This is a genomic window from Lysinibacillus sp. YS11, from assembly GCF_002896375.1.
GTDB lineage: Bacteria > Bacillota > Bacilli > Bacillales_A > Planococcaceae > Lysinibacillus > Lysinibacillus capsici.
In genome coordinates this window covers 656,109-681,399 of sequence record NZ_CP026007.1, presented here as the reverse complement: position 1 = coordinate 681,399, position 25,291 = coordinate 656,109, and the positions used below count along the sequence as shown (strand labels likewise).

Below are 25,291 nucleotides of genomic sequence, written 5' to 3'. Positions count from 1 at the left end.
GATGGCTTCATGTATAATAAAAATCAGATACTCAATTGCATAATGTAACCATCCATTTAATACCTAATAATGATACATTCTATTTTGAGTTCTAGAAAAGAGGTGTCCAATGAAAAAGTTAATATGGTCATTCGTATTTGTTCTAGGCTTCTTCCTTCTCCCTTTTACAACTACTCACGCTGCTGAAAATGATCAACAGCTTATTAAGGAAATTAAGGAGATTGTGAAAGATACTTACGTTGGAACAATTAATGGAAATTTAGAGAAGGCTACATCCATCTCAGAAATCATGAGTATGCTTGATCCTTACTCAACCTACTTCACTAAGCAAGAATTTGAAAATTATATGAATAGCATCAACCTATCTACTATAGGTATAGGTGTGGTGATTGAAGAACACGAAGATGGAATTCATATTTTACAAGTAATCGAAGGCAGTGGTGCTTTTGAGGCTGGTGTTCAGGCTGGAGATATCATCATTGGGGTTAATGGTGAATCCATTATCGGGCGTTCTACTCAAGAGGCCTCTTCCCTTTTAATCGGTAATGAAGGGACTAAGGTGGAAGTTACATTAAAGAATAGTCACAGTTCAAAAACTACCAAAACTATTACACGTAAAAAATTCACATTACCAAATGTACAAACTGACCTACTATTTGGAAATGTGGGCTATATTTCGTTGGCTTCCTTTTCAGAGGATGGTGCACAGCTTGTTAAAAATGCGCTGATTGACTTAAAAAAACGTGGTGCAACATCGTTCATCTTAGATTTACAAAATAATGGTGGAGGTTATGTGACAACAGCTGAAGAACTAACAGGATTATTCCAATCTGCTAAAGTTGCGTATTTGTTAGAAGAAGCACATAACTCTTATACCATCCCAGCAGTTCAACAAGATACAAAGTTTCCTAAAGATACCCGTATTCTTGTAAACCGCTATAGTGCCAGTGCTTCTGAAATGCTTTCCGCATCATTGAAAGACCAGAAGGCTGCTATTTTATACGGTGAAACAACCTATGGGAAAGGCGCTATGCAAGGCTTTTACACATTACAGGATGGAAGCTATTTAAAGCTTACAGTTGGTAAATTTACAGGTCCTGCGGGTCATACTATTCATGAAGTAGGCGTTAAGCCAAATGTTCAAACCACAACAGCACCTATTTTCCAGGCACATTATGATGCATTGAAGGAGAAATATCCTAAATATAAACAACTTTCCACGGTAAAAAATATAGCTGATACACAAAAATTTACAGTAAAAATTCCTGCTGGGCTTACTTCTCAAATTGCAAAAAGTAACATTCAACTGGCTGCTTTAGGAGCTAAGGAAGTACCCGTAGCAGTTAAAATTGAAGGTCGTACATTAACTGTTACACCTAAGAGTGCTTTATCACCAAATCAGGAATATATGCTACTTATTCACCCGAAGAGCAAAGATCAAAAAGGCTACTATCAGCATATAAGAATAAGCAATTAAAAAAACTGTCATCGATAATAAGTATCGATGGCAGTTTTTTATATCACTTCTTTGGTTTTCCAAAAATATAATTGTACAATATCATTTGCAAGTTCTGCAGGTAACCTTTTTTCTTCTAATAAATTCGTAATGATGAGTCTTTCTATTGAGCCTACTAAACTATCTATCATGATTTTTATATCCACACTATACAATTGTAGATCTTTGTCACAATCATGCAGATAAATAAGGTGGATCAATTGCTGTGTCATTTGGTTTTTCACCAAATGTGCTTGCTTGGATTCAATAAAACCTATTTTTGTTAATTCAGGATTTTCAATTATGTATACGAACAAGTTCAATAACTTTTGCTCTAAGAGCGTGATAAAACCCTGTAATCCATATTCAATAATGTCAGTTGACTTACTATTCATTACTGCCAAGAATCCGCTTTGAAATTGCGCATTCAAATCGTTATAAAGGGCATCCTTGCTTTTAAAATAGAGATAAAAAGTAGGCTGAGTTACATTGGCAGCCTTTACAATGTCACTAATTTTTGTGTGATGATAACCTTTATCAGAAAATAGCTCTATCGCTTTTTCAAGTAATAGTTGTTTACTTTGTTCGCCATTTGAATTAAATTTTCTGCCTCTTGCCATACTTTCCACCTTATCTTAGTTTAGAGTAGTCATATTCCCTTTTGTATTGCTTATATAGACACACTATTCTAAATCAAAAGTAACTACAAATTCACAAAACGCACATAATTTAATCTTGATTATATACCATTTTATTATAATACACCCTGTTTTTTTTTACTATAAACTACTATTAATGTGATATTTAAATTGAAAAATGAAAAAGCGGATATCTAAGAATCACTTCTAAGAATACCCACTAATAAATTATATTAAAATATAAATAATTCTGAAATACTATCATGCCATTTCAAGTAAATCACTCTCGAAAAGTCCAATATTATACATATTCGCAAATTTAGACATATACTAATTAACATAAAGCAAATCTTTTATTTTGAAAAGTCCTTTTTTTTGAAAAAATTTTTTAATTTAAATTTTTATCATGAAAAAGTCAATGACTGCAATAGTTTTATCTCACTAACTGGCTTCGAAAAAATTTTTTCTGAAAATCAAACCATTTTACTTTTCAAAAAAAGTGTTATAATCGCCAAGAATTTAAAATTTTCATTTTTGGAGGCATATGATGGTATTACGTGACTTTTTCATTTACTTATCAGAGAACAAATTATTAAACAGCGCTGCACAAAAATATGGTTTAAAAATGGGTGCTCAAAGTGTTGTTGCTGGCACAAGTTTACCAGAAGTTGTGCAATCGATTAAAGAATTAAACAAGGCCAATATTTCTTGTACAGTCGATAATCTAGGCGAGTTCGTCTACGAAAAATCAGAGGCAACTGCTGCCAAAAATAACATTTTAGCTGTTGTACAAGCTATTCATGATGAACAGCTTGATGCACACATCTCTCTTAAACCTTCACAATTAGGTTTAGATATTGATTACGCATTTTGCTATGAAAACTTAAAAGAAATCGTAGCTCTTGCACATCAATATAATATTTTCGTGAATTTCGATATGGAAAACTACGAGCGTTTACATAGCTCTTTTGAATTATTAGAGGAATTACACAAAGAGTATGATAACGTAGGGACAGTTATTCAAGCTTACTTCTTCGAATCAGAGGAAAATATTGAGAAATATAAAAACTTCCGCTTACGTATTGTAAAAGGTGCATATAAAGAACCTGAAAATGTGGCTTATCAATCTAAAACTGATATTGACCATAATTACTTAAAACTAATTGAATATCATTTGCTACATGGTAAATTTACTTCGATTGCGACACACGATCATAATGTGATCAACCATGTAAAACAATTTGTGAAGCAACATAATATTCCAAATGAAAAATTCGAATTCCAAATGCTATATGGTTTCCGTAAAGAAATGCAGCTAGACCTTGCTCGTGAAGGTTATAATTTCTGCACATACCTACCATTCGGTAATGACTGGTACGGTTACTTTATGCGTCGTTTAGCTGAGCGTCCACAAAATGTTGCACTTGTGACAAAACAAGTGTTTAACAAAAAAACGAACATGGCAATTGGCTTAGGAGCAGCAGCATTTGCACTTGGTCGCCTTTCGAAAAAAGGAAAATAATTATACAAACTTGAAGCTATCCATCAGTTTCGTGTTTTTATCCTTCAGTTAGATCGTTGTATCCCTCACTTTCGGGAAACTATCCAAAAAAGCGAAAACATTGTTAATCAATGTTTTCGCTTTTTTTATTGAGCTTATAGTTTTTAACTCGATACTGTAAACTTTGTCGACGAATCCCCAACGCAGCAGCCGTTTTGGAGATATTGCCTTGATGAAAGTCCAACGCCTTCGAAATATAGTACTCCTCTACCTCTTTCATATAGACATCTAATGGTCGAATATCCTGTTGATTTTTAATGACAAACAAGTCACTCGTAGAAACCTCTTTTTCCGTCTCCTCACAAGAGCTTTGGATTTTCCATTTGAAATGCACTGGCAGCATATGTGATTCAACTATCGTTTCATTGGTGATTAATGAGGTTATTTCATCCAGAAGGACTTCTAATTCCTTTAAATTTCCTGGCCAATCATATTTTAAAAAGGTATCTCGTACTTCTTCTGAAAGCCCGTGAATAGATGAGCCAAAGCTATCACGATGTCTTTTGAAATAATCATCGATAAAGGGCATAATATCTTCTTTTCTTTCTCGTAAAGGAGGTACGTAAATCGTAATACCTGAAAAAAGTCTGTAAAGCTTTTTGGATAGCTCATGCTTTTGAATCAAATCAATTGGATCTTTGCCAACACTAGCAATTAAAACATGCTGATGATTAGGATGATTATTAAAAAGTTCAACAATCTTTTCTTGTGCTTCTAAAGATAAATATTCAATGCGCTCAGCAAAGAAGGTTATTTTCTCCTTTTCCACAATATATTTTTCAAATTGCTTTAATACCGTTTTCTCATCTCGACGGCAAATTAAAGCAATAAACATATCATTTTGCACCTTTAGATCATGATGTATTCCCTCTGCAATCATATCAATCCCAGTACCTGATTCCCCTATTAACACAACAGGCATTCTACTTAGTGCCACAATTTTTGCTTTTTCAATGACATCCTTCATGACTGGTGATACAGCCGTGATGATGTCAAATGTCAATGGAGCGCCATACCTTCTCAATGGCTGATACATCATGTATTCAAGCTGTGTAATATCTCGGGCAAATTCCACAGCGCCTATTAAAGAGCCTTCATAGTGCAACGGATAAATATTGCTTATGTAGGTCACTTCTTGATTTTTTTTATTCCAATACGTTTTTTTTATATTGTGCACTGGCGTTTCAGAGCTGAGGACCTTATAAATATCGCTTTTTTCAATTTCAAAATCAATAATCTCTAAGGCTCGCCTCTCCTCAAATTCATCCTCATTAACGCCTTCTAAATCTCTCATTTTTTTATTGTATATAAGCAATTTACCCTCTGTGTCTACAACACAAATTCCCATATCGCCTTTTTCAATGACGTATTTATAAATACTTAGTAGTACATTGTTATCCATTTTGTCCTCCTGTATTCCATTAAGCTTATTCTAACACCAATATGAAAAGCAGATGCAAAAATTGAAAAAGTTTTAAAATTTGAGTTGATTAATGCCAAATTATATTGCATTATATAATTAACACAATCTAAAAAGGTGCATAATCATTTGGCACTACTTATACCTGGGAGGAAACTGACATGATTCCATACAAACACGAACCATTCACAGATTTTTCACAAGAGGCAAACTACAATGCTTATGTAGAGGCTTTAAATAAAGTTGAAGGTTACTTAGGTCAAGACTACCCACTAATTATTGGTGGCGAGCGCATTACAACAGAAGATAAAATCGTTTCGTACAATCCTGCAAAGAAAACAGAAGTCATTGGTCGCGTTTCGAAAGCAAGCAAAGATTTAGCTGAAAAAGCGATGCAAGCGGCAGATGAAACATTCAAAACATGGAAAAAAGTTGATCCAGCCATTCGTGCGGACGTTCTTTTTAAAGCGGCAGCAATCGTTCGTCGTCGTAAACATGAATTCTCAGCTTTATTAACAAAAGAAGCCGGGAAACCATGGGCAGAGGCTGATGCAGATACAGCGGAAGCAATCGACTTCATGGAATACTATGGTCGCCAAATGCTACGCATTAAAAACGGTCAGCCAGTCGAAAGCCGTCCAGGTGAATACAATCGTTATGACTACATTCCATTAGGAATCGGTATTGTCATTTCTCCTTGGAACTTCCCATTTGCAATCATGGCTGGTACAACAGTAGCTGCTTTAGTAACAGGGAATACAGTGTTATTAAAACCAGCTTCTACAACGCCAGTTGTAGCGTATAAATTTATCGAAGTATTAGAAGAAGCTGGTCTTCCAGCAGGTGCGGTGAACTTCGTACCAGGTTCTGGAGCTGAAGTTGGTGACTACTTAGTCGATCATCCAAAAACACGCTTCATCAGCTTCACAGGTTCACGTGATGTTGGCTTACGTATCAACCAACGTGCATCTGTATTAAACGAAGGCCAAATTTGGATTAAACGTGTCATCGCTGAAATGGGCGGTAAAGATACAATCGTAGTGGATAAAGAAGCAGATTTAGAATTAGCTGCACAATCCATCGTGAAATCAGCATTTGGTTTCTCAGGTCAAAAATGTTCAGCATGTTCTCGTGCTGTCATCGTAGAAGATGTGTATGAGCAAGTGGTAAATCGCGTAGAAGAGTTAACAAATGCTTTAACAGTGGGTGACCCAACTGATTACAGCAACTTCATGGCAACAGTTATTGACCAAGCAGCATTCAATAAAATTACAGAGTACATCGAAATCGGTAAAGGCGAAGGTCGTTTAGTAGCTGGTGGTACAGCAGACGATTCAGTCGGCTACTTCGTACAACCAACTGTATTTGCGGACGTAGATCCTTCTGCTCGTATTATGAAGGAAGAAATCTTCGGACCAGTGGTAGCCATTGCAAAAGCAAAAGATTTCGACCATGCGATTGAAATTGCAAACGATACAGAATACGGTTTAACAGGCGCTGTTATCACAACAAACCGTATGAACCTAGAAAAAGCACGTGAAGAATTCCATGTAGGAAACCTTTACTTCAACCGTGGCTGTACAGGTGCTATCGTAGGTTACCAACCATTTGGTGGCTTCAACATGTCAGGTACAGATTCAAAAGCAGGTGGCCCAGACTACCTACAGCTGCATATGCAAGCAAAAACAACTTCAGAAATGCTTTAATTTTTACTTCAATAAAATGCCGTACATTGTTTCTTAGTAAGCAATGTACGGCATTATTTTTTGGGGGTGACACAAATGACATATATAATAGAAGAAACTCATGTGAATTTCGGTTCACTTTCCTTCCCCTATTTAAAACTAACTTTCACACCAAATTATAAAAGCATACTTATTGCCTATAAAACGCTGGTATATTTTATGGCATTTCTAACATTTGACCCTTATCTTGATTGTATAACTTTGTTAAAATGATATCAGTTTAGGAGGGTAAAACTATGAAAAAACTATCAATTTTTATGTTGCTCATGATGCTTGTTAGTCTAGTCATTTGGCAGCCTCAATCTGTCTATGCAGACGAGCTATCAGGACATATGCATGAAAGTGGTCTACGCTATTTAATTCAGAAAGATGCATTACTAAAGGATGCAAATGGAAGCTATCGTCCAAATGCTACGGTTACACGCGGTGAATTCGCCACATACATAGCAAAAGCATTAAATTTGGACACAAAGAACGAGATAACGTTTACAGATGTGTCAGACACATATTTATTTGCAAATGAAATTAAGCTTGCCGCAACTGCTGGAATTATTACTGGTTATACGGATGGCTCATTTAAGCCAGATGACCGTATTTCAAGAGAGCATATGGCAGTGATGCTAATCAGAGCAGTTGATTATTTAAAAATACCAAAAGGTACTTCTTCTATTACCTTCAAAGACAATACAACTATTTTTAAAGATTTCCGTGAGGATGTTGCAATCGGTGCACAATTAGGACTTATTAAAGGAAGCTCCAATGGCATGTTTTTACCAAGAGACAATGCCACAATTGGTGAGGCATCGACATTTATTCTACGATTAATACTTCTTGCTGATCAGCTTGACGCTGGTAAAAATGAAAACAATGGTAACTCCGAAAATAACGGTAATACTAATAATGGGAACAACAATAATACTGGTAATAACGGTAATACTACTGCATATATCGTCAAAGAAGTTTCCAATGGTAACTTGGTAGACAAACAAACCTTTACTAGCTTTGAAGCAGCTGAAAAGGCGATGACGACTAGTTCCTTAGTGATTACTCAAAATGATAAAATTATTAAAATGACTTCAGGTTATGTTGTAACGACTAATTATGTTGCTCTAAATTCTGAAACGATTAAGGATCAAATCGCAGTTGCGGGTAATACAGAAATGGAGTATCTAGGTAGTGATGCCACACAAGTAAAAGTACGCTTAGCTGGTCATACTGGCTATTTAAAACAGGCTGACGTTACCTTAATTCCTTCTGCTTTAGTGAAAGGCCGTTCTTATTACACAAATGAGTACGGTGAAATAAAACATACTTTATATGATTATAAAACTAATAAATATTCTGCTAGTTACGTGTATGGCAAGGCACCTAGCTTTATGAAGCAGGGTGAGAAATACTTTAGCTGGGATGGCATCAACTTTACCAATGCTGATGGTTCCTCAAAGGGAGAAGCCTATAACTACTATCAGTTCTTACCAGCTCGTGCAGCAACTCAATATACAGCAGATGAGCTAGATCAATATATAGTGGGAAAATTAGCAGAGGTTGAAAGCTCAGGTGCTTCGATTTATAAAAATGCCACAACTAAAAGTAAACTACTTGGTTTAGGCTCTGTATTAAAAGAAGTGGAAGCCAATTCTCATATCAATGCTATGCTTATTTTATCCCTAGCACAGCATGAGAGTGCCTATGGTATGAGTGATCACGCTCAAAATCTAAACAATCTATTTGGCTTATATGTCTATGATACAAATCCACTAAACAAGAAGTTTGATAGTGTGGAAGCCAATATTAATGAGCTAGTAGAAAAATTCCTTCAGCCAAATTATATTACGCCAGGTGGACGTTATACAAATGGCGCAGTTGTTGGTTCTAAGGCTATCGGCTTCAACGTAAAATACGCTTCAGATCCATTCTGGGGGGCAAAAATTGCAGGACATTACTATCGTGCAGAAAAAGCTTTAGGCTTTAAAGATGCAAATAATCCCTATAAAATCGCTCTCACAACAACTGCTGGACTAAATGTTCGTGCAGATGCATCAACAAGTCAAAGTCCACTTTTTACATTTAGTAAAAGTAATATGCCTGTCATCGTTACAGATACAAGCTCAAATGGTTGGTATCAAATTGTTTCAGATAAACTAAACACTGAACCTGGTTATATAAGTAAGGATTATATTAAATTCATCAATACCGTGAAATAACGTAAATGGCTGTCTCTTAATAAATGAGACAGCCATTTACTGTTGTTGAAAAAAGATAAAGTCACTGGCAAAAAGGCCTTTTTATAAGGCAGGAGGTTGATTTCCGTTCCGCCAGCGACCTTTCCAGGGGACGTCCGATGAGCAGATTCACTTACTTACGTTCGCTCTAGGCTCTCCTCTGTGACGCTCAATCAGGAGTGATGTTGGCTCCTCTCCAATCACCCATGTGCATAAGTGTCTTTTTCTTATCTTTCATACTAGCTAGCAAGCAATCTAATTAGCTTTTATTTGTATGATTAGAAAAATTTTATAGCCATTTTTATCAATTAGTTTGTCTTTTTCTTATGTGGGTATATAGAGAATAAGAAAAACGATCCCAAAGGCTAGTACACCTTTGGAATCGTCTCTTAATCAATTATTGTTTTTTATAGTATTGCAAAATACCATTATAAATAGATTCTGCAAATAATTTAACGTATTGATCATTTGTCATTTTACTGTTATCCTCTGCATTCGTTAAGAAACCAAGTTCTACTAGAATAGAAGGGATCACCATATTACGAATTACGTAGTATTGCTCTTGCTTGACACCACGATTTTTCATATTTAAATTGTTGACAATTTGATTATTAACATATGTCGCTAAATCAATGTCTTCCTGATACATATCTCCTGTAGATATTGCATAATATGTTTCAGTACCAGACGCTGACGTATTAGCAGCAGAGTTGACATGAACACTTACAAAAATTTCACCATAGTTTGCTTGAGTAAAGTCTACGCGATCTTGTAAGGATGGATACGTATCACCAGTACGTGTCATATAAACTTTTGCACCAGCATTCTCTAGTAATTGTTTCACTTGTGTGCTGACTTTTAATGTAATGTTCTTTTCAGAAGCAGAGCCCTTTACTGTACCTGGATCTTTACCACCATGACCTGGGTCTAGGATGATAATACGATTTTGTAAAGGTTTAGCTGTTTGATTTAGTAGTTTCAAATAAGACTTGTGAACATAGCCTGATTGGCCATTATAGGTGATTTCTGCCCAGTAACCACTAATGTTATTAACTTGGACATACTCTCCTTTATTCAGCTTAAATAACACGGCTGATGTAGAGTTACTTTGACTGCGAACATTTAAATTAGCAACCGTTACTCTACCTAGCACATCACCAGAAGCTGGTGGTGTTGGATCTGGATTTGGGTTTGGATTTGGGTTTGGATTTGGCTTTTCTTCTTCCACAATATCCGTAGTGCTATTCGCTACAATATAACCTGGTAAACCATTTACTTGTGTTAAGTAGTAGCCACCAATTGTTTTGTAAACAGGAAGTTTTTCGTTCGCTTTAATCGATGAAATGACTTTTGCAGAAGATGTAGGCTTCACATATAAATTGACAGCATTTTTTGTCGTTACTTCTTTTTCGACTGTTCCTAACGCATTGCCATCTGCATCTACAAATTCTGCATATTGCTTATAGATATAGGCATATGCGCCTTTATAAGTAACCTTTAGCCAATTACTTTCAACAGCGTAGACTGATAATTTACCGCCTGTATTGACTTTGCCTACAATGTTCGTGCTTGAAGTAGAATCTTTTGTCTTACGGATGTTTAACCCATCTGTAGTGACCTTCACTAAGCCAATGACTTGTGATGTATCTGGAACTTGTACACCTTTTACTGGAAGCTCTAATCGATATTTTTCACTGTTTGCACGTGCAACGAATAATGAGAATTGAGAACGTGTTACAGTGCTATTCGGTAAATACGTATTACCTGTTCCGTTTGTAATGCCATTATAATAGATGGTATTGATGTATTTCACATATTCATGTGTAATTCCTACATCAGTAAAAGGAGAGTCGATCCCCTCATACTCACTAGTATCTAAATTAAAAGCCTTTGTTAATACATAACTCATTTCTCCACGAGTTAGAGGCTTATTTGGTAAGAATTGACCTTTTATATTTTTGTCGAAAAATCCTAGCTGTACAGCACGTTCTATATAACCTGACATTTCAGTGCCAACTGTAACATCTGAAAAGCTAGATTTATTTACAACTAATGGTTTATTACCAGAGGCAACAACAACCATTTTAGCTGCTTGTCCTCTTGTAACACTATTATTTGGGCCAAAGACTCTCTTACCATTCACAAAGTAACCTTGAATTACCCCCAAATTTACTAAATAATTGATTTCTTCATAGGCTGGGTGATTTTTAGTAACATCTTCAAATGTTATATTTGAATTGTTAGCTGCACTGACACTTGCACTATGTATCGTAAACATAGAAGCCGAAATGAATAAGACGCACAAGATAAGACTAATTTTTTTGATGTTCAATGTCTTATTTCCTCCCTTCTTGTTCTCTTAACGTGTCCATTTTAACAAAATTAGCTAAATAAAGCATCATACAATAGAACTGTTAAAATTTAATTTTCCAATTCACATCCTTTCCTACAAAATTATCATAAAAATAGAAGAGTCTGCTATTGCAAACCCTTCTTCCATTATACGCTATTCAAAAGATCATTTCTTGCAATCTATGACACAATTAAAGTGTTAACTTTATGAACTTATTGTTGAATTCTTTCAATAAAAACTTTTAATTGTTCGATTTTTAATAATTCATCGGAACCGAAGCTACCGTCTCCGTCACCATTTGTAATGCCATTTGACGCTAGAGTAGAAACATATTCATTAGCCCAGCTCTTTTGAGGCACATCACTAAATGCTACACTTCCACCATTATTTTCAAGACCAAATGCTAACACTAATACTTTAGCAATTTGTGCACGCGTAATTGGTGAAGACGGGTTGAATTTACCATTTGCATCGCCTTCAAAGATACCTAATTTTGCTACAGCTGCAATAGCACCTGCATGAGCATATGTAGGTTTTACATCTACGAAACTAGTAGTAGTATCAGATGTATCTAAGTTTAAAGCTTTTGCAATTTGTACTGCTACCTCTGCACGAGAAGCATATACGGAAAAGTCAATAGCTGCTTGTTTTACTTCAGCCTGTTGTTGAGCATCAAATGTTGCTACACGTTTAGCACCTACATAACGATCGCCCCAATAATATGGGTCATTAACATTTGAGTAGCTTACACCTTGACCAGTTTGAGAGTGGATCATTTTACCATCACCTATGTATATCCCCACATGTGAAATACCACTACCACTTGTATTGAAAAATACTAAATCGCCAACTTGAAGATCACTCTTGGCAACTGCAGTACCTTGTTGATATTGAGATCCCGACGTACGGTTTAATTGAATGCCTAAGTCTGAAAATACTTTAGAAGTAAAGCCAGAGCAATCAAAACCGCTTGTTGTTGTACCGCCGTATTTATATGGAACACCTAAATATTTAGAAGCTGTATCAGTTAAATCTGCTTTAGACGCTGCTTCAGCAGTATTAATATTAGTAGTTGAAAATAACATAAATGATGCAAAAATCGGTAATAACCATTTCTTATTCATACTTTTGTTATACCCCTCTCAAAACTTTTTTGCCTATACATAGGCTATCACAAAAGAGGCGAATGTTATTTTTCAATTGTGTAACGGTTTTAGACAGCAAAAAAACGCTGTAATACCAACGTTTGGTGGTATTTCCAGCGTTAAAAAGTGGATTTTTTTATCGTTATTTGGAACTTTCGTAACATTTCTGTAATATTAGCGATTCTTTGTTACACAACAACTTATTGACTAGAGAACATTTGGACCCAATAGTAATTTCCTTTGTTATCCTGTGCTATTGCAACACCTGTGTTCGTATAGTGCTCTTTTAAAATATTATCTCGATGGCTAGGTGAAGCCATCCATGCCTTAACAGCAATTTCAGGTGTTTTAATATTTCTAGCAATATTCTCTCCAAAACTTGTATAATTGTAATCAAATAATGTCGCTAAATCCCAGGGTGCCCCATAAAATGGAGAAACGTGTTCAAAATAATGGCGATTTACCATGTCCTGCGCTTTAATAATGGCAATTTGTGTAAGTTTCGAATCATAAGCAACAGGTTCTAGCTTATTCTTCTGTCTTTCAACATTAATTAATTCAATCACCTTTTTTGACCACTCAGAAGAAAGGTTTACAGTTGGGATATAATCCTTTGCTAGATAGTCATAGGCTACTTCCAATGCCTTAATTTTTTGTTGAAAAATCATGCTTCGCTCAACAAAAACAGCAAACTGTGCACGTGTTACCAATTGGTCAGGAGCAAAATGCTTAGCATCCACTCCACCAATAATGCCGATATCTGCTAAGGATTCAATATAGTCTTTTGCCCAATGCGTACGCAAAATATCCGCAAACTGGCTATTATTTTTGCCATCTACTTTAATTTGGTAAGCTAGTGCTAGCATTTTTGCTACCTGCATACGCTTTAAAGGCTCTTCTGGATGAAAGGCATCACTTTTTTGAATAACTCCCAGTTTAACAAGCTGGCAAATTTCCTTGTAATATGGATGTGTTGTAGGAACATCCTTGAATTTTACAGGGTTCTCAATGTCAATGTTTGTTTGAAGAGAGCGAGCAATGGCAGCAGCAGCCTCCGCCCTTGTAATAGCTTGCTCTGGCTTAAAAGTGTTGTCGTTGTATGTAGTCATATATTGTTTTGTGAGCATATGTTGAATCGAGGCATTTGCCCAGTATGAATTTGTCACATCTACTACCTTAGCAGACGCTGCTTCTACTTGACTAAAACTAGTTAAACTTCCTATGGTTGCAGCTATTGAAAGTACCATTATACTCAATAATTTTTTCAACAGGGCGACCTCCTCACGTTGGCAAAATGAAAATGTATGAAATGGTACCTCCCAGTCAAAGCGACCATTTATACTATAAGATACGAATTTCAGATGATATAGTTTCACTTTTTTGGAAATTAATATTAGGATTCATTTTTTCTTACTTATAAAAGGAGTTTTCCCGTTATATTGATTGGGAAAACTCCTTTTTTATCATACTATTGAATCATTTTAAGATAGTCTTCTAGAATGCGGTAATTATACACTAAGCCCTGTTGCTCAATTGACAAATTACTATAATCTTTTTGAGCAGCTAACACTTTTTTCTCGAATGAGGAGCTGTCTGGATCAATATTTCCGATCGCTTGAACAACTTTGAGAACGGCAGCCACATCTTTTTCAGCCTGCTTTAAGACATCCTCATTAATTACCTGTCCTTTAATTTTAGAGTCCAATGCCTTATAGGCAGCAACGGCATTCGCCACATCTTCAATATACGTTGAAGAGCTTGGAGACAGTCCCGCTATGATCTCCACAACCTTCTTCACATCAGCTAAACTTTTCTCTGCTTCGAGTAAAAGAGCATAATTGGAGATACGTTGTTTATCTGTCGTATTCAAACTATCATATTCTTTACGCGCCGCTTCCACCATGCCAAAGTAATATTTATCCTTTGGATTCAATTTAGCAATATTATTATAAACCTTTATAACATTATCTAGCGAAAGCAATAGCTGGTCGTTATAAACATAGCGACGTTGATCCGCATTGAGCTTATCATAGGCTTTTAAAATCTTTTGGTATTGGCTATCCATATCTTTTGCCGTTAGCAATCGGTCTATATCTTCTACAATACTCATTACAGGCTTTATTAGCTTTTCCTGATCTTGTAGCACTTTATAATTTTGAACAGCCCTTTGCTGATCCTTTGGTAAAGCATTGTAAGCAGCACGGATTTCTTGAATACGTTTCACATATTGCTTTGGATCAACGGATGGTAAGTCATCAATCATTTGCATGACATTACCAGCCCCTAAAATACTAGACTCCGCTGCTTGCAATAAGTAGTAGTTTGTCACATATTGCTTCATATCGTCAGGTAGTGCATCGTAAAGTGAGCGTGCTCGTGATGTATCTTGAAGGAATGTGTTACTTGAAGATTTAAGTTTACTAATCAATTCCATCACATTAGAGACAGGCTCAAATTTTAAGAGAATATTAATATTATCGATGTATTTTTTTGATCTTTCGATAATTTATCATACGCTTTACGTGCTGAGTTTACCTTACTAACAAAGCTTGTTGATTCTGGATCTAGTTCATTAATTTGAACCATCACACTTAAAATTGGTTTCACTGCTTTTTCACGTGTTGTTAAATCTTTAATATTCGTTACTAATTTCTTTTGGTCAGATGACAGCTTATCGTATGCTACACGCGCATTCATCAGCTTCGTTAAATAGTCAGCATCTTGCACTTCTGTTAATTTAATTAGCTCGACCACACTTTGTGCTAATCCTTGTTCATTCTCTGCTGCTACCAGTGCATCATAGTTCACGATCGCTTGCTGCTTCTCTGCTGGCAATGCATCATAAAGCTCACGCGCTGTTTTCATATCTTGATAGAAAGTTTTACTTGTTGGCTTTAATGAGGCAATGAGACCAATCAAGGAAGCAACATCCTCTACAGCAGTGAGATTAGCATAGTTTGTCACTCGCTTTTGGGAAACTTGATCAAGTGCATTATAGGCTTTACGTGCATCAAGAACCTTTTTTGTATAATCCTTATTTGTTGGATTTAAGGCATCAATCATTTGGATAACCTTGATTACCGCCTTGTTATCCTTTTCATAGGAGCTTAACATTTTGGCTTGCTCCACTAGCTTCTGCGCGTTCTTATCCATTGCTTTATATTCTAATGTAAGCTCGGCTACCTTTTTGACAAATGTGTCAGGGCCTTCATTTGCTAAGGCTATAATACGGTCATCAAATGCTTTGGCCGAATTGATATAGCCTTGTGCGTTTGTTAGGTCCTGGCTGTTTACTACCTTTGCCTTAAGAGATTCACCCAATTTATTAAACGCTTCTTGTGCTTTTACCACATCATCTTTATACGTTTTTTTAGAAGGGCTTAATGCACTAATTTGCACCATTACATCAATCGCAGGAATTACATCTTTTAAATCTTTATAATTTTGGACAAACGTCTTATAATTATCATCTAACTTCGCGTAAGCCATATAAGCTGACTTTGCTTTAGAAATATAGCTTTTTGAATTGGAATCTAGTTTTTCAAAGAGAGATATAACATTAACGACTGATTTATAGGATTTCTCTAAATCTGTTAACACTTTAATATTTGTCACACGCTTTTTAGCTGTCGTTGATAATGCATTGTAAGCTGAGCGTGCAGCCAGTATTTCTTCAATTGCTACATTAGTGGATGCTCCAAGATTCGTAATTTTTTCTGTAACCTGTTCTACGGCTGTTTCTTCATCTGTCAAAGCCTTTAATTCTTCTGTTAGCTTTGTTTTCAAATTATTAAGAGCCATTTCATAGCCACTACCTGTTGCATCTAATTGATCTACTAGATTTTTCAACGAGGCAAGCTGTGTACTGTAGTCAGCAGTAGGCTTTAATGTAGCAATTTTTTTGGATATATCAGCGTATTTTTGAAACAGTGTTAGTTTTGTAGCACCTTGCACTAACTTTTTATCATTTTCACTTAGCTTGTTATAGGCAGTCCAAGCTGAAAGCGTCTTACTTTCAAAGTTTTTTGCAGTTGGATCAAGGCTATCAATTAACTTATCTACCTTTAAGGCAGCACCTAAATTTTTCTCCCACGCTGTGAGCTCTGCTAGATTATTGACGATTTTTTTCACATTGGACGCATTGATATTTGTGCCTGAAGGATTATTATAGGCTTCGCGTGCAGCTTTAATAGCAGCTACTTTATTAGCTTCTTCTACAACATTAATGGCTTTAATCTTTCCTTCAATATCCTCTGCATATGCAATATTTGCTAACGCCAGATCTAGGTCTCCTATGTTTTTAACAAAACCTTTACCTTCCGTTAAGAGATCGTATTCCGCTTTTATGTCTTTGACTGTTGTACGGTATACATCTTCTTTGGATACACGCAACCCTGAAATGCTTTTCGAAATATTTGCTGCTTTAAGATATTGTGCAATACTTTCATATTCCGTTTTTAATAATTGTTTGGAGGCTGCATCCAGACTATTGTAGGCTTTCTCAACAGCCGTCACAGCACTAATAAAGCTTGAGGCTGAAGTGAAATCTGCAGGTTGCTTACCTTTTAACTGTACAATGCTGGAAGTCACTTTATCTAAAGCAGATAAACCTGACAAGGCATCCTTATACTTCTTAAAAGGTGTGATTTTATCATCATTTGGATTATAAGCTTCGACCACTTTCTTTTGCTCTGCTGTCAGCGCATTATAATTCGTGGTAAAACTATTCATTCCAGGAGAAATAGCTGAATAATCCGTAGATTTCTCCAATAACTCAACTAACTGATCTAATTCTGTAATGACCGGTTCTACTTTTGCTACGTCCACTTTCAGCTTACTTAACTTGTCAACATCCATTCCCTTGCCTTTAAAATAGACATTGCGTGCTATTTCATCATAGCCATATTGCAACACTGTGCCACGAACTGTTGAGGCAATATCCTTCGCCCCATTATTAAGTGCAGCAAGAACAACTTGGTTGAATTGGTCTTGCACATATTGATAGGATGTCGCTGTTGATTCATCTCCTAAAAATGTTTCATATTGGCTTTGTACATTTTTCACATCGTTAATAAATGTTTTGCTGGTATATGAAATAGTACCCATCTTATCGCTAATTTCCTTAAGCTTCTTTAACAGTAGTCGTTGCTTAACTACATAGTCATATTTCGCTTGTATAAAAGCTTTTTCATCGGCATTAAAATCAGCTGAATTTTGTACAATCGTTATATCACCATCTGCAATAACCATTTCATTATCTGATGAATTCTCTGATAGCTTGCCAAATTGTGCAATAAGTTGTTCCCTTGCTATAGTTGCTGCAACCTCATTTGCATAAGCTACCTTTTCTGATTGTATTGAGATGTGCTCCTGTCCTTCGTTGTCCTGTGCGTGTGCGTTCGCTATAGCCGTAGGTGCCAATAAAAGACCCGTTATGACCCCTGCTGTCAATTTTCGATTCAATCGAACCACCCTTTCATCGTTTATGTATAGGAAAATGATTGTATTCATTTTCATTTAGAATTTATGACTTTAGTATCGGTAAAAATTGCTTGATTTCAAGCCATTCTAATATATTTACAAAATGAGACATATCAAAAGTAATTTTTCTAAATTACTAGCTAGAAAAACAGGAAGTTATTTCAATTATACTATACAATGGTGTTATATAAGGTTTTCATCAATTGACATATAATAAGAGATTATGTTTTTTCAATGAATTTATTGGAAAAAAACAGCTATTTTCATATGTCATAATATCTTTACAAGGTGTATACTACAACTTTGATATCCTATTTTGGAAGAAAGGACGCTGTTTTATGTTTTACCATTATAAGTTCTGGCATAGCTTAAAAAATCCTACCTACTTTACTAGCATCGTAGAGGAAGGCAAGGTCATCGGATATAAAAAACGAGTACTAACGGTGTTCATTCTTTTCATCCTGTTGTTTGCTGCTCGCGAATATTGGGGAATGGGGACAGAAAATTTAACGTCCTTATTCGCAAAGGATTTACAAAATGAATACTATGTAGCACGTATACTTTCGATGCTTGGTGCCATTTTATGGGCAATCATCTATTTTTGCTTCCACTATTATGGTGTTACCTATCTTTTACATCTATTAACGGACATTCCTTATACTTGGATAAAAAGAGTACAGCTTTATGTTGTAGCCTTTCTATTAATTGAAAAAGCAATCCTCTTTGCTGTTTTCTATGCTGTAGGCTATACAACCATGTTTTCTTTCTTCTCCTTAGCTCCTGCTGCCTTACAGGTGATTGAAACAGATTTCGTGTTATTTACCCTCAATCAATTGACGGTAACTACTGTTTTAATCATTATTGTACAGTACCTCTTCCTATCAAAATGGGAGGAAGAGGCTAGTAGAAAAATGTTAGTAGTCAAATTGATTGGTATACAGCTATTTATGGCCATATTTGTTGGTTTGATTAGTGTACTACCAATTAAAGAATGGATTGCTAGGGGGTTAGGATGATGGCATTTATCAAAACAAGACCATGGACAACTACGACCATCGTGTTAGCAATGCTAGTAATCGGCATAAATGCTTATTTTGTCTTTAAAGATAATAGCAACGTGACACGATCCTACTTTATCGATGAATTTCAAAAAGCTTATATCGGCACGAATACAGAGCGTGTTCATAAAGAAACTATTGTAGCACCTGCTGAGACATACACGATCACTGCTGATGCAACTAGCTTATCAGCTGTGAATGTAAAGCGTGGCCAAGAAGTGATGATGAATGATGTACTTGCTACCTATAAAACAGATGAGGTGGATGAGGAGTTAACAAAGCTTGAATCTGAACGCACAGCCTATGAAACAGAATTACAAGATTTACAGGATGCACTTGATCAAATTGAGGATGAATATGGTGATGATTCTAATCCAAAAAGCTCCATTAATACGGATCAAATCAATGACAAGCTATCTGTAACGCTAAAATTAGAGCTTGCTCAACAAAATTCAGCATCTACAGCGGTTGCCCTGTTAAATCGACATATTGCTGAAACAAATCGTCAAATTGCGTTACTTGAAGCCCAAATTACACAAATTCAATCTCGTCAGGGTATTGTCAGCCCTATTGATGGTGTTGTGGCAGCGATTAAGGAAGAAGCTGGTGCGCTAACTTTTGAAATCTATTCGAATGAAAAAGCAATGTATGCCTATTTATCAGAAAAGGAATGGCAAAAGGTGGAGGAAGGGCAAACTGTAGATTTCGAGGTGAAACATGTCAAGGATGATCTATCTGGCATCGTATTAGAAAAACAAACGATTGCTACTGACGATCAGACAGTTTGGGCAAATGAGTTAGCCAAAACGGCTGCCTTGCCACAACCAACTAATTATGAAGTGACCTTACAGCAAGATGCCCCACTCGAGGACATTCCATTTTCGACAACTGGCAAAGCCTCTATTATTGTCAACGAAGCATTCGATTCCTATAAAGTCGATAAATCGTGGCTAGCCACAGCTAAAAATGGGAACAAAAAGTTATATATCATCAATCAGGACGGTAAAATTCAGCTAATTGATGTCAATGTGCAATTTAAAACGGCTAAGTCAGCTATTTTTATGGATTATCTTGATGAAGGTACGCCAATGCTCTCTAATGAGAAACGTAATCTCGAAGCCTATACCTTCAGAACATTACCTGTTGAGAAAATCCAATGGAGCCATTTTAAAGAGCTAACTTGGAAGCAATATGTGAAATATATCGTTTTCTAACCTAAATCTGCCTCGTCTTTTTATGGACAAGGCGGTTTTTTTACAAAAGAAATCCCCTGTAGATTACTACAGGGGATTCGTCATTTTTATTTTAATGATAAACATCTATTTAAGAAGCTTGCAAATTGAGCACGTGTAATTTGTGCATCTGGTCTAAAAGTGTTATCTGGGAAGCCTCCAGTTAAATCATTTGCCACAAGTGCTTGGATATGGCTGTAAGCCCAATGTGTTGATTTCACATCAGAGAAGCTTACTTTACTTGTACCTGTTAATTTATAGGCCCTTGTTAAAATGGCAGACATTTCAGCACGTGAAAGCTGTCCGTTTGGATTAAACTTCCCTGCCTCTTGCCCTTTAATAATGCCCGCCTGCTCAACTGCGGCAATGGCACTGTATGCATAATGGCTCTTACTCACATCTTTAAAGCTAGAATCCTTCGTTGTAGTTAGATTCAGCGCTCTGGCAATAATCGTAGCTGCCTCTGCACGTGTAATGGATGCCTCTGGTTTAAATGTTCCATTAGAGTATCCTTTAATAAGAGATTGATCATATAGACTTTGGATTTCGGAAAATGCCCAATGTCCTTTTGTTACATCTGTATAAACTAATTCCTCATTATTATCTTTATAAACGGCTTGTAATTGATCGAAATACAGCTGACCTTTCTTTTGAAGAGAAGCTGTTGGCTGAGCAACATACAAACGCTCGAATTTCAATGGCTGTGGTAAGTCACTCGGAATATTCGCCGTCACGTACTTCCAACCACTCCAGTCTAAACCACCCTGGCTTGTAAAATCAATTGTATGCTTAGCTCCAGCACCATCAATGACAACGCCTCTTAGCCAATGCTTACCAGCATCGCCAAATACCCAAAGACCGATATTTTTAGGCTGCCCTGAAATAGCAATTGGTGTTTTCGCAACCATATAGGCTGCTTTTGTACCTGTACCTGCTGTTGTGAAATCATAGTTTAATTGTAAGCTAGCCGTTCCCTGTCTTGCATACTCTTTAGAGCTTGCTAATGAAGCATTAGCTTTCGCCACTTCTGTTGTCCAAGATGACGTATTATCAAAGCTATCTAGTACAATAGGTTTTTCTGCTAGATCTACTACTTTCACAGCTGTAGACGTACGAATTCCTTCATACTCTCCAATAATTTTCCCTTCACCCTTTTGTGTTGCTGTGAAGGTTGCACCAGCCATTTTGCCGATATTACCTTCAACTGTCCAGTTCATATTTGCTGGGTTGATGGTCATTGGATTCAAGTATTGATCATAGGCACTTACAACCTGCATATCTACAGAAGAACCTTTCATTACCTGACCAACACTACTTAACGTAATTGATTTTACTTTCCCTGGTGGCGCTGTATTCACTACCTGTAAAATGGCAGATACACGACGTTCACTACCCTCTGACGGTCTATTCACTAGGTTGGCGAAATAACCTCCTGGGTTACGCGCCACCATTGCTGTAGAGCCGCCTCCATCTAGGTTAATAGCCGAAGAAGCACCCACTGAAATTAAATGAGCAGCTAAATCTGATAAATTAACACCATTACTATGACCACTTATGCGACCATCAATCGTTACAAGAGATACCTTTGTACCTGTAGCATCTATAGCTACTGCTGTACGTGGACTACGTGTAGAAGCAAACCCTGAATTCGTTGGCATAGAAATATCCACTTTGCCGTTACGCACAAGCATTGGTCCAGCAGCTAAAATGAACTGTGCATCCATCCATTTTTGATCGATCGATAAGCTGACATCCACGCTTGAACCTGCTGTAATACTACTTAATTCAGCGGCTAACTCTTTATTTTGGACAGAGATAACAAAGCCATCTGTTGGTACAGAAGAGTTACCTTCTGCTCCGTAAGCTGTTACATGAGATACTGTACCTGAGAACTGATCACCAAAATGCAAGGTACTTGTATCTTGGCTAGCGCCCGACACAACGAGTTCTACCCCCCATGTATTTGTCCCTGTTGATTTTTTTTCAGGTGTATATAAAACGTTTTTATTTGTTCCTCGTTCACTATTAATAAGATCAATAGGATAGCTTTTGCCATTCACTTGGAAAGTTAGATTCGTAGAATAATAATCTGCAATCGCTTTTCCTGATTTCGATAAACCAAATGCAACTGGCTTTTGTGTTGGGCTATCATATGTATCTCCCAAAATACCATAGTTCACAATTTCATTGTTTTCTGCTAACAAGTTCGCAGGCATACCATTTCCTAAAAAATAAGAGGCATTGACAGCCCCAACCACACGATGCCCATCATATGTGTTTTGCTTGGCCATCGCTGATGTTGTTTTTAATGAATTAATAGGATTTGGCATACCAATTTCTAGTTTTGTATATGTATTATTTAAATTAACATCTAAAACATTTACAAACTGACGTATCGAACCTGACGTATAGTTTTGCTGTGAGTGTATTACCTGTGGTGAAACCTCTGTTTTAACTTCACTGACTTTATTGCCTAAACCAGCAGCTTGTCCATTGATGGGGCTAACTGTTAGTGTAAGCATGAATAGGACTACAATAATCGTTATTAGTTTTCTTGCCATTTTTCACTCCGAATTAATTCAAAGTATGGCACGTACCATGTCACATGACCCGTGCCAGTGACTTTTTTATTTTGTTTCTACATAGATCGCTACTGGAAGATTGACACCACCAGCATGCATTAGCTCTAATTCAATCGTATCTTTTGAACCCTTCATCTTGAAATCTGGTAATTCAACATACTCTGCCCCTACTCTTAAAGAAGGCACTAAATACACTTTGCCATTCACCTTAATCGCTCCGCTGTATAAACCTCCTCGACCAGCTAACTTCAGCTTAATCGTTTTTGTAGAGCCTGTTGGATTGATAACAGGAATGGACACTTTATAGTTCATACCGAAGTGACCTGGGTTTCCTACAGCACCATTGATTTGAGAAAATGAATTTTCAGCCGTTTGTAAATGGTCTGTACGGCCATTGGAAATGTTATAGCCTACCTCAGGAGAATCTACTGTATATTCAGGTAGCTCTGCTAGAATTGTCGCACTTGGCCAAGCACCTCTTGGATGCTTCGCATACTCATCCACGGCAACCTGCTCCGATTGGATAGTTGTTAAATCTGTATTATCTTTCGAAAGCACTGTACGAATTGTATACTCTGGCTTTCCACCATTGACTGCTTGAATATCTAAATCATGTAAAAAACCGATAATATAATCATAGTGTAAATCGTATGTTTCAATGACCTTTGTTTCCCCTGGTCCAATGACAATACCACTACTTTCCGATTTTTGAAGCTTGTTATTTAAAGTAGCGTCCGCAATAGTCAAGCCAAGGTCATGACCTACCCAGCTATTACCCGTTTTTTGGCTAATGCCCTTCGAGTCAGTCACTTTAATGCTCTCTGTCGTAGACTTATTTTGAACGGTAATCCCAAGATTGACATCCGTACCTAATGTATTGTAATGCCAGCCAAAAATACGATGCTTATTCGTTGCCGCAGTTGGTTTGACATCATATTGGGCGAGCGTCGCATTATTCATTGGTACAAGCTTACGTGTTAACGTTTCTGGATTATCACTAATAAATAAGTCACGATCCCCCTCTAAACGAGCAGAAGGAACAGCCTCGGGTGATGACGTCGTGCCATATGATTTATCTAGGAAGGGGCTTGTGAACATATAACGGTAAACATAAATATACATTTCTTTTTTCTCTGTGATATAGCGTAAATTTCCGCCTAATGCGTCCACAAGAAACTTGGTAGGAATGTACATTTTACCTTTTTGTATAAATGGCTTTTCGATCATTGTCACTGCTTCATTGTTTACCAAAGCCTGATTGCTGTTATCCTTGAAAATAAAGCTCATCCCACCAATTAACAATTCAAAGGAACCATCAGGTTGCCAAGTACCAGATGAATCATCTAAATAATCATAAATATAGCTAGCAGGTAAATAGGTTCTTCCATCCTTTGAAACAATCGGATCTTTCATAACGATACGTTTGTTATTGATATGTAAGATATATGGGTCTTCCTGCGGTGGTGCTGTTGTTTCATCTGATAATGTAATATCTACCGATTGGGTAGCCTCATCCCAATTAACAACACCATCAAAATTTTCGCTGACGAAACGTAATGGCATATAAGTACGATCCTTATACATAAATGGCGCAACATCCATTGCAACCTCTTCTCCGTCTATTAAAGCAGTCATCGAATCGATCGTTAAATCAACCATCTTACCATTGCGAATCGCCGATGCAGTCAACGTTTCCTTATCCCAATCCACACTTGCACCAACCGCTTCATATAATGCACGCATTGGTAATAACAAGAAGTCCGACTTATTTAAAATAGGATCATTGACTTGAATCGTCTCTCCATTAATCGTAATCGAAACATTGTTTTTTATCTGAATTCCATTGTTACTAGTAGCTGATGCAGACGCTTGTCCTGGCAAAATCGTAGCCAACGCAACTGCCGATACAATACATGTAGTCCTAAGTTTCTTAAACATCTTAATCTCCTTTTTCCTCTTACAATAGTCTTTATCATCTTAACACGAAAAACCCCTAAAATGTGGGATTTATATCGAAAAGAGTAGAATTTGGTACTAGGGTGCTAGCCTTTCTCCTTCGAAAGCTTCATATAAAACAATAAGGATTTCCAGAATTTCATGAATATTTTCTAGGAAAGTTGTTGCTGTTCGATTAACCCCTTTATACGACCACCATCGAATTGAATTTTCAAGTAATGAAGTTGAAATCTTGCCTGATTCAGATCGTTCTATGTTTGAATAGTATTTGATTAGTAACTTCATTCTCTAATTCAATTGTATATATCACAAAGCTATTTTCTTAAGTAGACTTGTTATTTCAAAAAAGGTTACAAGACTTTTGTATAATCACAAAAGAAAGTTAAGAATTAGTTTATTATGT

At 36.5% G+C, this 25,291-nt stretch carries 16 protein-coding genes; 6 read left to right on the top strand and 10 right to left on the bottom strand.

Features of this window, described 5'->3' with window-relative positions:
* The first annotated feature begins 109 nt into the window (after positions 1-109).
* The gene (locus LBYS11_RS03105; RefSeq protein ID WP_103117448.1) at positions 110-1,477 is read left to right on the top strand and encodes a S41 family peptidase; all 1,368 of its coding nucleotides are present in this window, start codon (positions 110-112) and stop codon (positions 1,475-1,477) included.
* A gap of 38 nt (positions 1,478-1,515) precedes the next feature.
* Here the strand turns inward: LBYS11_RS03105 and LBYS11_RS03100 are convergent, their stop codons facing one another.
* The gene (locus LBYS11_RS03100) at positions 1,516-2,115 is read right to left on the bottom strand and encodes a TetR/AcrR family transcriptional regulator (RefSeq protein ID WP_103117447.1); all 600 of its coding nucleotides are present in this window, start codon (positions 2,113-2,115) and stop codon (positions 1,516-1,518) included.
* Positions 2,116-2,680: 565 nt separating this feature from the next.
* Here LBYS11_RS03100 and LBYS11_RS03090 point away from each other — a divergent pair.
* Entirely contained in the window at positions 2,681-3,655 is a 975-nt protein-coding gene (locus LBYS11_RS03090) for a proline dehydrogenase family protein (protein ID WP_036074906.1), read from the top strand.
* A 103-nt stretch (positions 3,656-3,758) separates the two neighbouring features.
* On the opposite strand, the gene LBYS11_RS03085 is transcribed toward LBYS11_RS03090, so the two are convergent.
* Positions 3,759-5,096 (bottom strand): AAA-type ATPase lid domain-containing protein, encoded by a 1,338-nt coding sequence (locus LBYS11_RS03085; protein ID WP_103117446.1) that lies wholly within the window; start codon positions 5,094-5,096, stop codon positions 3,759-3,761.
* Between the two features lie 179 nt (positions 5,097-5,275).
* Here LBYS11_RS03085 and pruA point away from each other — a divergent pair, with 179 nt between their 5' ends.
* Positions 5,276-6,820: an L-glutamate gamma-semialdehyde dehydrogenase gene (gene pruA, locus LBYS11_RS03080; RefSeq protein WP_066036915.1), complete on the top strand. Its 1,545-nt coding sequence runs from the start codon at positions 5,276-5,278 to the stop codon at positions 6,818-6,820.
* Between the two features lie 275 nt (positions 6,821-7,095).
* Positions 7,096-9,063 (top strand): S-layer homology domain-containing protein, encoded by a 1,968-nt coding sequence (locus tag LBYS11_RS03075; protein WP_103117445.1) that lies wholly within the window; start codon positions 7,096-7,098, stop codon positions 9,061-9,063.
* Between the two features lie 415 nt (positions 9,064-9,478).
* Here the strand turns inward: LBYS11_RS03075 and LBYS11_RS03070 are convergent, their stop codons facing one another.
* The 5 genes from LBYS11_RS03070 to LBYS11_RS03055 all read right to left on the bottom strand — a co-directional run bounded on the left by LBYS11_RS03070 (position 9,479) and on the right by LBYS11_RS03055 (position 18,042).
* Positions 9,479-11,413: an N-acetylmuramoyl-L-alanine amidase gene (locus tag LBYS11_RS03070; protein ID WP_103117444.1), complete on the bottom strand. Its 1,935-nt coding sequence runs from the start codon at positions 11,411-11,413 to the stop codon at positions 9,479-9,481.
* Between the two features lie 233 nt (positions 11,414-11,646).
* The gene (locus LBYS11_RS03065; protein ID WP_009371892.1) at positions 11,647-12,558 is read right to left on the bottom strand and encodes a C40 family peptidase; all 912 of its coding nucleotides are present in this window, start codon (positions 12,556-12,558) and stop codon (positions 11,647-11,649) included.
* A 221-nt stretch (positions 12,559-12,779) separates the two neighbouring features.
* Positions 12,780-13,847, bottom strand: coding sequence for a CAP and S-layer homology domain-containing protein (locus tag LBYS11_RS03060; protein ID WP_103117443.1), 1,068 nt, complete (start codon positions 13,845-13,847; stop codon positions 12,780-12,782).
* A gap of 200 nt (positions 13,848-14,047) precedes the next feature.
* The gene (locus tag LBYS11_RS23445) at positions 14,048-15,016 is read right to left on the bottom strand and encodes a hypothetical protein (RefSeq protein ID WP_233732392.1); all 969 of its coding nucleotides are present in this window, start codon (positions 15,014-15,016) and stop codon (positions 14,048-14,050) included.
* A gap of 20 nt (positions 15,017-15,036) precedes the next feature.
* Complete coding sequence (locus tag LBYS11_RS03055) at positions 15,037-18,042, bottom strand: coiled-coil domain-containing protein (RefSeq protein WP_233732389.1); 3,006 nt, start codon at positions 18,040-18,042, stop codon at positions 15,037-15,039.
* A gap of 356 nt (positions 18,043-18,398) precedes the next feature.
* On the opposite strand from LBYS11_RS03055, the gene LBYS11_RS03050 reads away from it, so the two are divergent.
* Both LBYS11_RS03050 and LBYS11_RS03045 read left to right on the top strand, forming a co-directional pair.
* Positions 18,399-19,076, top strand: a complete 678-nt coding sequence (locus tag LBYS11_RS03050) for a hypothetical protein (RefSeq protein ID WP_103117442.1) — start codon at positions 18,399-18,401, stop codon at positions 19,074-19,076.
* Positions 19,076-20,332: an efflux RND transporter periplasmic adaptor subunit gene (locus LBYS11_RS03045; RefSeq protein WP_103117441.1), complete on the top strand. Its 1,257-nt coding sequence runs from the start codon at positions 19,076-19,078 to the stop codon at positions 20,330-20,332. Before LBYS11_RS03050 ends, LBYS11_RS03045 begins: the two co-directional genes overlap by 1 nt.
* A gap of 86 nt (positions 20,333-20,418) precedes the next feature.
* On the opposite strand, the gene LBYS11_RS03040 is transcribed toward LBYS11_RS03045, so the two are convergent.
* The 3 genes from LBYS11_RS03040 to LBYS11_RS23440 all read right to left on the bottom strand — a co-directional run bounded on the left by LBYS11_RS03040 (position 20,419) and on the right by LBYS11_RS23440 (position 25,173).
* Positions 20,419-22,911 (bottom strand): S-layer homology domain-containing protein, encoded by a 2,493-nt coding sequence (locus LBYS11_RS03040; protein WP_103117440.1) that lies wholly within the window; start codon positions 22,909-22,911, stop codon positions 20,419-20,421.
* A gap of 66 nt (positions 22,912-22,977) precedes the next feature.
* Positions 22,978-24,870: a stalk domain-containing protein gene (locus tag LBYS11_RS03035; RefSeq protein ID WP_103117439.1), complete on the bottom strand. Its 1,893-nt coding sequence runs from the start codon at positions 24,868-24,870 to the stop codon at positions 22,978-22,980.
* A 96-nt stretch (positions 24,871-24,966) separates the two neighbouring features.
* Positions 24,967-25,173 (bottom strand): hypothetical protein, encoded by a 207-nt coding sequence (locus tag LBYS11_RS23440; RefSeq protein ID WP_233732385.1) that lies wholly within the window; start codon positions 25,171-25,173, stop codon positions 24,967-24,969.
* Positions 25,174-25,291 lie beyond the last annotated feature (118 nt).

Excerpts from the sequence above, each read along its gene's own strand:
- LBYS11_RS03090 (WP_036074906.1), top strand. The coding sequence starts at position 2,681 with ATGGTATTACGTGACTTTTTCATTTACTTATCAGAGAACAAATTATTA.
- LBYS11_RS03075 (WP_103117445.1), top strand. The coding sequence starts at position 7,096 with ATGAAAAAACTATCAATTTTTATGTTGCTCATGATGCTTGTTAGTCTA.
- LBYS11_RS03065 (WP_009371892.1), bottom strand. The coding sequence starts at position 12,558 with ATGAATAAGAAATGGTTATTACCGATTTTTGCATCATTTATGTTATTT.
- LBYS11_RS03105 (WP_103117448.1), top strand. The coding sequence starts at position 110 with ATGAAAAAGTTAATATGGTCATTCGTATTTGTTCTAGGCTTCTTCCTT.
- LBYS11_RS03100 (WP_103117447.1), bottom strand. The coding sequence starts at position 2,115 with ATGGCAAGAGGCAGAAAATTTAATTCAAATGGCGAACAAAGTAAACAA.
- LBYS11_RS03050 (WP_103117442.1), top strand. The coding sequence starts at position 18,399 with ATGTTTTACCATTATAAGTTCTGGCATAGCTTAAAAAATCCTACCTAC.
- LBYS11_RS03085 (WP_103117446.1), bottom strand. The coding sequence starts at position 5,096 with ATGGATAACAATGTACTACTAAGTATTTATAAATACGTCATTGAAAAA.
- LBYS11_RS03035 (WP_103117439.1), bottom strand. The coding sequence starts at position 24,870 with ATGTTTAAGAAACTTAGGACTACATGTATTGTATCGGCAGTTGCGTTG.
- LBYS11_RS23440 (WP_233732385.1), bottom strand. The coding sequence starts at position 25,173 with ATGAAGTTACTAATCAAATACTATTCAAACATAGAACGATCTGAATCA.
- LBYS11_RS03045 (WP_103117441.1), top strand. The coding sequence starts at position 19,076 with ATGGCATTTATCAAAACAAGACCATGGACAACTACGACCATCGTGTTA.
- LBYS11_RS03040 (WP_103117440.1), bottom strand. The coding sequence starts at position 22,911 with ATGGCAAGAAAACTAATAACGATTATTGTAGTCCTATTCATGCTTACA.
- pruA (WP_066036915.1), top strand. The coding sequence starts at position 5,276 with ATGATTCCATACAAACACGAACCATTCACAGATTTTTCACAAGAGGCA.